This window comes from Halomonas sp., from assembly GCF_052095765.1.
In the GTDB taxonomy this organism is placed as follows: Bacteria; Pseudomonadota; Gammaproteobacteria; order Pseudomonadales; family Halomonadaceae; genus Halomonas.
Genome location: NZ_JBQDJZ010000107.1, coordinates 1 through 7,881, shown reverse-complemented (window position 1 = coordinate 7,881; position 7,881 = coordinate 1). Strand labels below are relative to the sequence as shown.

The 7,881-nt window shown below is 58.4% G+C and carries 5 protein-coding genes and 1 pseudogene; 3 read left to right on the top strand and 3 right to left on the bottom strand.

All coding sequences use genetic code 11. The features are described from left to right. Positions 1 to 142: 142 nt before the first annotated feature. Positions 143 to 1,441 (bottom strand): M18 family aminopeptidase, encoded by a 1,299-nt coding sequence (locus tag ACTH3D_RS11700; RefSeq protein WP_441667297.1) that lies wholly within the window; start codon positions 1,439 to 1,441, stop codon positions 143 to 145. A gap of 191 nt (positions 1,442 to 1,632) precedes the next feature. On the opposite strand from ACTH3D_RS11700, the gene ACTH3D_RS11695 reads away from it, so the two are divergent. Beyond that, complete coding sequence (locus ACTH3D_RS11695; protein ID WP_441667296.1) at positions 1,633 to 3,735, top strand: carboxy terminal-processing peptidase; 2,103 nt, start codon at positions 1,633 to 1,635, stop codon at positions 3,733 to 3,735. A 103-nt stretch (positions 3,736 to 3,838) separates the two neighbouring features. Here ACTH3D_RS11695 and ACTH3D_RS11690 read toward each other — a convergent pair whose 3' ends face one another. Then, positions 3,839 to 4,855, bottom strand: coding sequence for a LysR family transcriptional regulator (locus ACTH3D_RS11690; RefSeq protein WP_441667295.1), 1,017 nt, complete (start codon positions 4,853 to 4,855; stop codon positions 3,839 to 3,841). Positions 4,856 to 4,989: 134 nt separating this feature from the next. Here ACTH3D_RS11690 and ACTH3D_RS11685 point away from each other — a divergent pair, with 134 nt between their 5' ends. Both ACTH3D_RS11685 and ACTH3D_RS11680 read left to right on the top strand, forming a co-directional pair. Continuing rightward, positions 4,990 to 5,988, top strand: a complete 999-nt coding sequence (locus tag ACTH3D_RS11685; RefSeq protein ID WP_441667294.1) for an NADP-dependent oxidoreductase — start codon at positions 4,990 to 4,992, stop codon at positions 5,986 to 5,988. Between the two features lie 38 nt (positions 5,989 to 6,026). Then, positions 6,027 to 6,164 (top strand): annotated as a pseudogene (locus tag ACTH3D_RS11680) (alkene reductase); the annotation flags it as partial. Positions 6,165 to 6,197: 33 nt separating this feature from the next. Here ACTH3D_RS11680 and ACTH3D_RS11675 read toward each other — a convergent pair. Further along, complete coding sequence (locus ACTH3D_RS11675; RefSeq protein WP_441667293.1) at positions 6,198 to 7,616, bottom strand: dihydrolipoyl dehydrogenase; 1,419 nt, start codon at positions 7,614 to 7,616, stop codon at positions 6,198 to 6,200. Between the last annotated feature and the right edge of the window lie 265 nt (positions 7,617 to 7,881).

Here is a 7,881-nt window from a genome sequence, read left to right as displayed (position 1 = left end):
GAGCACATCACTCATAATGATGGGGTCCCCTGTTCGAATCAGGGCGTAGCCACCACAGACAGCGAAAAACCCTAAAAAGCCCGTCTGATTTTGTCAGGCGGGCTTTTTATCGAGCAGGTTTCGGGTCAAACAGGCGTCTGAATCAAACCATCACCTTGCTGTTCACAAAAGCGCTCAACACTTTGGTCAGATACGCCACGTCCTGAACACCGGCTGTTTCGCGAATGGAGTGCATGGCCCATTGCGGCACACCAACATCTAGGGTCGGCACGCCCAGCTCAGTGGCGGTAATCGGGCCAATGGTGCTGCCGCAACCCATGTCAGCACGAACCGCGAAAGTCTGCACCGGTACGTCGATCTGACGACACAGTTCACGAAACATTGCCGCCGTGGCACTGTTGGTGGCATAGCGCTGGTTGGCATTGACCTTGATCACCGGCCCGCCGTTAAGCATTGGCCCATGGGCCTTATCATGCTTGTCCATGTAGTTGGGATGCAGCGCATGAGCGTTGTCGCAGGAAATCATCCGCGAGGCCTGAATCAGACGGACAAAGCCCTCTTCATCTGACGTACCGAGCTGCTCATTAATCCGGCGCAGCACGTCTTCAAGAAACGGCCCCTGAGCGCCACAGGCACTGGCACTGCCCACTTCCTCATGGTCGGTTGCCACTAGCAGCGCGCCCTCCTTGCCTTCTGATGCCAACAACGCCTCAAGGCCGATAAAACACGACAGCAGATTATCAAGCCGCGCAGAGGCCACCAGCTCCTGTTTGACCCCGACACGGGACGGCGGCTGGGTGTCATACAGACAGAGTTCGAAATCAACAATTTCGATATTCTCAACGCCGTGCTGTTCAATCACCCAGTCAACCAACAGCTGTTGGAAGTCCGATGCCTCACCGCCTTGCAATAGCACCGGCGCCATCTGGGTCTGGGCATTAATGGAACGGTTGTTATTGGCCTCTCGGTCCAGATGAATGGCAAGACTTGGAATCATCGCAACAGGCTGTACCACGTTGAGCAGCACGCCCTCAATACGTCCATCGCCATGGCGCACATAGACGCGGCCTGCCAGCCCCAGGTCGCGATCGAACCAGGGGGCTAGCAACACGCCACCGTAAACTTCAACGCCAAGCTGCAGCCAGCCTGCGGCAGTCTGGGCCGCGTTAGGCTTGAGCTTCAGGCATGGGCTGTCGGTGTGAGCCCCCATCATGCGCAGCGACGACAGCTTCCCGGACGGCAGCTGCAAGGCGACAATGGAAGAATCATTGCGGGTAACAAACACCCGCTCACCGGGCTCCAGCTGCCACGCCTGGGTCTCCTGCAGACGGCGATAGCCTGCTGCTTCAAGACGATCAGCCATGTTCGCCGTAGCATGCCATGGTGTTGGTGAGGAGCGCAGGAAATCTACAAGGCGGGCAAGCACTTCGTTCTGGGGCATGGAATCCTCTGGTAGCATGGGTAACAAATAGGGGTCTGATCAAGGTCTACAAACTGATATACTGCCGGACTGTCTTTAGTTTGTAGCGCCTATATCGCCGCTACAGTGGCTTGACTTGTGCGAACGATGCGAACATGTAGTGCAAATAACGTTTACTGTCCAGTGTACCTGAAACGGGGAGTGCTTCACCGATGAGCCTGTTAGTCACTTTGGGGCGTGCTGCGACCCTGGCACTGCTGATTGCAGCGGCGCCGGCCATGGCTGAAGTAACCCCCGAGGAGCCGCAGCGTATAGCGGCCCAGGAAATCGCCGAGTCGTTGCAGACTGGTCATTATGTCGAGGTCATCCTTGACGACGAGTGGTCCCGTGACGCATTCCAGCGTTACCTCGACGTGCTCGACAACCAGCGGTATTACCTGACAGCCGCCGACATTGCAGAGTTCGATGACCTCGCTACCGGCATGGACGAAGCCATTACCGAGGGCCGGCTGGATCGCGCCTATGAACTTTACGGTCGTTACCAGCAGCGGGCCACAGAGCAACTGGAGTGGACGCTAGCGCGTATCGATAAAGGGCTGGACTTCAGCTTTGATAGCGACCTGCGCCTGGAGGTCGATCGCAAAGACTCTCCCTGGCTTCGCAATCGCGAGGAGCTCGAAGACTTGTGGGCCAAGCGACTGGAAAACGCAGCCCTGTCGCTAACGCTTAGCGACCAGGAGCCAGAGGAGGTCGAAGAAACCCTGAGCAAGCGCTACAAAGCACAGCTTAAGCGCGTCCGCCAGAGCAATGCCGAGGACGTGCTGGAACTGCTGATGGCCGCGGTTACCGCCAGCATCGACCCCCATACCAGCTATCTGTCACCTCGCCAAAGTGAAGCCTTTGACATCCAGATGCGCCTATCGCTTGAGGGTATCGGCGCCATGCTTCAGCCCGACGGTGAATTCGTCAAGGTCGCCAGCCTGGTGCCAGGTGGCCCTGCCGAGCGTTCTGGCATGCTGGAACCTGCGGACCGCATCATCGGAGTCGGCCCTCCTGACGAAGACATGATCAACGTGGTAGGCATGCGCCTTGACGAAGTAGCCGAAATGATTCGCGGCCCCAAAGGCACCGTGGTCAGACTCGACATTGTGCCGGCCCAGGCGGTCGACCTGTCACGCAGCAAGGTGATCGAGATCACCCGCGATACCGTCAAGCTCGAAGACCAGGCCGTCAATAGCGAAGTCATCGAGATCGAACGCGAGGATGGCATCCACAAGGTCGGCCTGATCCATGTGCCGACGTTCTACGTTGACTTTGATGCCTGGCAGGCCGGCGAAGAAGACTACCGCAGCACCACACGCGACGTAGCCACCGAGCTTGAAAGCCTTCAAGCGCAAGGTATTGAAGGTATCGTGCTTGACCTTCGCAACAATGGCGGCGGCGCGCTTCAAGAGGCCAATTCATTGATCGGCCTGTTCATTGACCGCGGCCCCACGGTTCAAGTGCGCGATGCCCGCGGGCGCATCAGCCTCTACGGCGATACGGAAAGCGGCACACACTATGACGGTCCCTTGGTCGTACTGGTCAATCGCCTATCGGCCTCAGCGTCGGAAATCTTTGCCGGCGCCATCCAAGACTATCGCCGCGGTTTGGTGGTCGGCAATGAAACCTTTGGCAAAGGCACTGTCCAGACACTAAGCGATCTGAGCCACGGCCAAGTTAAGCTGACCCGTGCCAAGTTCTACCGTATTTCAGGCGAAAGCACCCAGAACCGAGGTATTACTCCGGACATTCTTTTCCCCAGCCTTGTTGATCCTGAAAAGATTGGTGAAAGCAGCCTAGACAACGCCCTGCCATGGGATACCGTTCGCAAGGTGCAATATCGCCAACAGGGCGAGCCCCAGCTATACCTTGACATACTGCGCGAACGCCACAATAAGCGCGCCCAGGAGCATCCCAACTTCTACTACCTTGAACGTCAAGCCAAGCTAGCTGAGCAGCTGCGTCAACAGCACACCACTGTCAGCCTGAACCTAGAACAGCGCAAGCGTGAGGTTGAGGCCCAGGATGCTGAACAACTTGCACTTGAGAACGATCGACGCGCCGCACTAGGACTTGATCTACTTGAGGAGTGGGCCGATGCGCGCGGCAGCCAGGATGACGAAAGCGCTGATGAAGACGGGGAAGACAAGGACAAGAAAGACAAGCCCATAGACCGGGCCCAGGTCGAGGAAACCGCAGAGATCCTGCTGGACTACGCCCGCTTGACCGGCAGCATGCAGTTTGCTGACCGCGTTGCCGAGGACACTCAATAACCTCACAGCTGGCTTCTACTCCCCTTGTGGCTAATGCAAAACGCAAACGGCCGGGCTTGATGCCCGGCTATTTGTGTTTGACGCACCAATTTTTGACGCATCGCTAATCAGCCACCCTCAATAGCTGCTGACTCAACTCTCGATAGCGCACCTCTAACCCATGGTACAGGGTCTGACGCAGCCAGCGATGTCCCGCATCAGCGTGGTGACGCTCATGCCATACCAGCCAATAAGAGAAAGGCGCCACATCCAGTGGCAGTCGCCGCAATGCCAACGGCCAATGCCCAAGAACGCTGGAAGCCAGGCAACCAGGAACACACAGCAACAGGTCGCTGTGCTGTGTGACCGAAAAGCTGGCCAGAAAATGCGGTTGCCGCAAGCTGACCTGACGCGTCAAACCCTGCTTTGCCAGTGCCAGATCCACCGCGCCACGATCATCACCGCCCATGCTGATCAGTTGATGATCCGCTTCAAGAAACGCCTCCAGAGTCAGCCCCCCTCGCGATGCCAGCGGATGATCCTCACGCATCATGCACACGAAATAATCGCTGCCGATCTCGCGACCATGAACGCTGGCAGGTACTCGCTCACCGGGCACGCAAAGCGCTAACTCCGGCCCGCCTTCATCGAGTTGCTGCTCAATGCTGCCGCTATAACCCTGCACATCCAGCCGTAAATGCGGCGCCTGGGCTTTGAGTGTTTGCCACTGCGGAGCAAGAAAGGTGTGCATGCCGTAGTCGGTGGTTGCTAACTGAAAGCGTCTCGACGTGCTGGCCCGGTCAAATTTCGGTGGTGCCAGCAGCGCTCCAAGCTCATTCAACAACCGTGCCAGCGGCGGCCCCAGCGCCTCGGCCCGTGCCGTCGGGCGCAGCCCCCGGTGGGTCCGCACAAACAGTGGGTCATCAAACGACTGACGCAGCCGTGCCAGGGTCCGCGATACCGCGGGCTGGCTGAGATTCAGGCGCTGTGCCGCCCGCGTGACGCTACGTGTTTCCAGTAGTGCGTGCAGAGTCACTAAAGCATTCAGGTCGTGCCGGGCAAGATCAGCAAGATACATGGGACTGTCGCTATGGTGCTGAGTGGTCATTTTTTCAATGGTAATGATATCAGCTTTATGCATTTTGCTTCTCAGCATCTTGCATTGGTCTGATATCACATAACTGGCGTACTCTAGGGATGACGCTTCCAAACAATCAGCGGTGTGCTGTCAGGCACAGTACATACTTGGTGCAGCACACAGCAAAGGAGAGAGCAATGCAAAGCCGTTATTTCACGCTTAACGATCACCCCAAGGGCATGCCGACAGCAGAGCTGTTCACGCTTGAGCAATCTGAACTTCCCGAGCTGCAGGACGGTGAAGTACGCATCCGTAACACTTGGCTGTCTGTAGACCCTTATATGCGCGGACGCATGGACGGCGTGACAACGTATATCGAGCCGTTTCAGCTGGGTAAGCCGTTGGACGGTGCCGCCGTGGGCGAGGTTATCGAGTCTCGTGACTCTCGCTTCAAGGCAGGCGACAAGGTACGCCACATGGGCGGCTGGCGTGATATTGCCCAGCTACCGGCCGAACAGATTGAAGCGCTTCCCACCTTCGATGTGCCAGTTCAAGCCTACCTGGGTGTTCTCGGCATGCCGGGTACCACTGCTTGGGTCGGGCTCAATATCATTGCCCAGATACAGGATGGCGATAACGTGCTGGTCAGCGCGGCCAGCGGCGCTGTCGGCTCTCTGGCCGTGCAGCTAGCCAAGGCAAAGGGCGGCACTGTCGTGGGTATTGCTGGCGATCAGAAGAAACTCGACTGGCTTGAATCCATCGGCGTCAAGGCCGTCAGCTACAAGGACAAGGACGCCAAGCAGCTTAGCGAAGACCTCAAGCAAGCCTGCCCGGACGGCTTCGACGTCTACTACGAAAACGTCGGTGGCGACTGTCTGGAAGCCGCGCTGAACAACCTGCGGGTCGGTGCGCGCATCGCCGTGTGCGGCATGATCTCGCGCTACAACGATGAAGGCCTCAGCGCCGGCCCAGGCAACCTGGCAATGCTGTTGGTTCGTCGCGCACGCATGGAAGGCTTTATTGTCTTCGAGCACTGGCAGCACCACAACGACTTTATGAGCGAGTTTGGTCCCAAGGTAGCCGCAGGCGAGATCGACTACCAAGAAACCGTGGCCGAAGGCTTGGAACAGACCCCGGACGCCTTCCTGAAGCTCTTCACCGGCGGCAACCACGGCAAGATGCTGGTCAAGCTCTAACTCACTACCCTTCTCATTCATGGTCTGCCCGATACTCGGGCAGACCCGACATCGCCAACCCGGATTTGGTCGAGCGCTTCCGCGTGGGTGCCAAGCTAAACGAACCGGACCCGGATACCTTCTATGGCGGCGGCAAGAAAGGTTATACGGACTATCCGTTTCTGGCTGATGCCTGACGGAGGAACAGGAAGCTCCAGATCATCACGCGACTAGCCCAGCACCCAATCTGCGGGCTCATGACATAACGGCAAGTCAGGCAGGGTACGCCGCTTGCCAAGTTCACGACGCGCAGATTGCAAGGCGCCGCGCAGCCCCTCCTCGACGGTCGGGTGATAAAAGGGCATCTGGAGCAGCTGGTCGATCGTCATGTTCTGCTGAATCGACCAGGCCAACAGATGCAGCAGGTGTTCCGCATCCGGGGCCACCATCTCCACACCGAGCAGGCGCCCATCGTGCTCGTCAGCGAAGAGTTTCAAGTGCCCCGCATTGCGGCCGGCCATCAGCGCGCGACCCTGTCTGGCAAAGTCGGCGCTGCCGGTCACCACTCCGCTCTGGGGCAACTGGACACCCGTCAGCCCCGCGTAACCCGCGCTGGGTTCGGTGAAGACGATTCCCTGGGGCGTGCGTCGGGCAAGACATTCGGCATCCGGATGCAGGGCGTGATAGGCAGCGATACGGCCTTCGTCTGCCGCCTCGTGCATCAACGGGCGCAGCCCGCTGAGATCGCCGGCGATATAGACTGGTAGATCACCGACGCGCAGTGTCGCGGTATCGAAGGCCGGGATACCGCGCTTATCTAGCTCTACGCCCAGGTTCTCAAGACCCAGACCTTCGACATTGGGACGGCGCCCCAAGGAAGCCAGCACCCAGTCGACTTCAACCTCCCGCCCTCCTCCTTGCATCACCAGGCCTTGATCGCCCTGGCGCAGCGTCACATCCGCATCTGTAGTGACCGTCATTTGACGTTCAAGTACTTCAAGCAGGCTTGCGTTGACCTCAGGATCATTAAGGCCCGCCACGCTGGACCCGCGGGTGAAGGCATGTACCTCACAGCCCAGCTGGGCAAACGCCTGGCCCAGTTCCACCCCAATCGGACCGAGGCCGACCACGCCCAGGCGTCGTCCAGGTGTCTCAAGTTCGAAAACTCCGTCAGACGTGACCACGCGATCACCCAGAGAATGCCAAGCCTCGGGAAGATTTGGCCGGGTGCCGGTAGCAATGATGACCCTCTCGGCCTCAATCCGCTCGCCGTTGACTTCGATAGTCGTCGGACCCAGGAAACGCGGCTGTCCATGGATACTGCGCTCACCAAGGGAATCAACTGTGCTTATCGGCCCGGCAATGAAACGATCACGCAGCTTGCGAACCTGCACCATAATGCTGGCCAGATCGGACTCCAGCGTCTCAATACCGCGTATGCCGCTCGCCCCAAGCCAGTCGCGACGCCCGTAAGCATGAGCCACCTCGAGCAGCGCCTTCGAAGGCATGCAGCCGACCCGCGCGCAGGTCGTACCGTAAGGACCCGCGTTGATCAGCAGCACGTCATCTGTATAGCGTCGCGCTTCGCTGAGGGCCGTCAAACCGGCCGTACCGGCGCCCAGAATCACTAGCTTCACCTGTCGCGTCATGGTCCTTTCCTCTCGATAAACATCAAACTGGCGGCTGGGGCAACCGCTGACCTCCCCACTCTACCTGGGCCCTGCACGGGTTGTCGAAGACCATCGAAAACCATAGGCATGACAAAGGCCAAGCACTCAGGCGTGGGCAACAAGAGAGATTACAAAGACGGGGAAAGCGTATGGCTGGATAACATTCAGTAGCACAAGGGGAAACAGCTACTGGCTCCTCGAGCAGGACTCGAACCTGCGACCCAATGATTAACAGTCATTTGCT

Excerpts from the sequence above, each read along its gene's own strand:
- ACTH3D_RS11700 (WP_441667297.1), bottom strand. The coding sequence starts at position 1,441 with ATGCCCCAGAACGAAGTGCTTGCCCGCCTTGTAGATTTCCTGCGCTCC.
- ACTH3D_RS11695 (WP_441667296.1), top strand. The coding sequence starts at position 1,633 with ATGAGCCTGTTAGTCACTTTGGGGCGTGCTGCGACCCTGGCACTGCTG.
- ACTH3D_RS11690 (WP_441667295.1), bottom strand. The coding sequence starts at position 4,855 with ATGCATAAAGCTGATATCATTACCATTGAAAAAATGACCACTCAGCAC.
- ACTH3D_RS11685 (WP_441667294.1), top strand. The coding sequence starts at position 4,990 with ATGCAAAGCCGTTATTTCACGCTTAACGATCACCCCAAGGGCATGCCG.
- ACTH3D_RS11675 (WP_441667293.1), bottom strand. The coding sequence starts at position 7,616 with ATGACGCGACAGGTGAAGCTAGTGATTCTGGGCGCCGGTACGGCCGGT.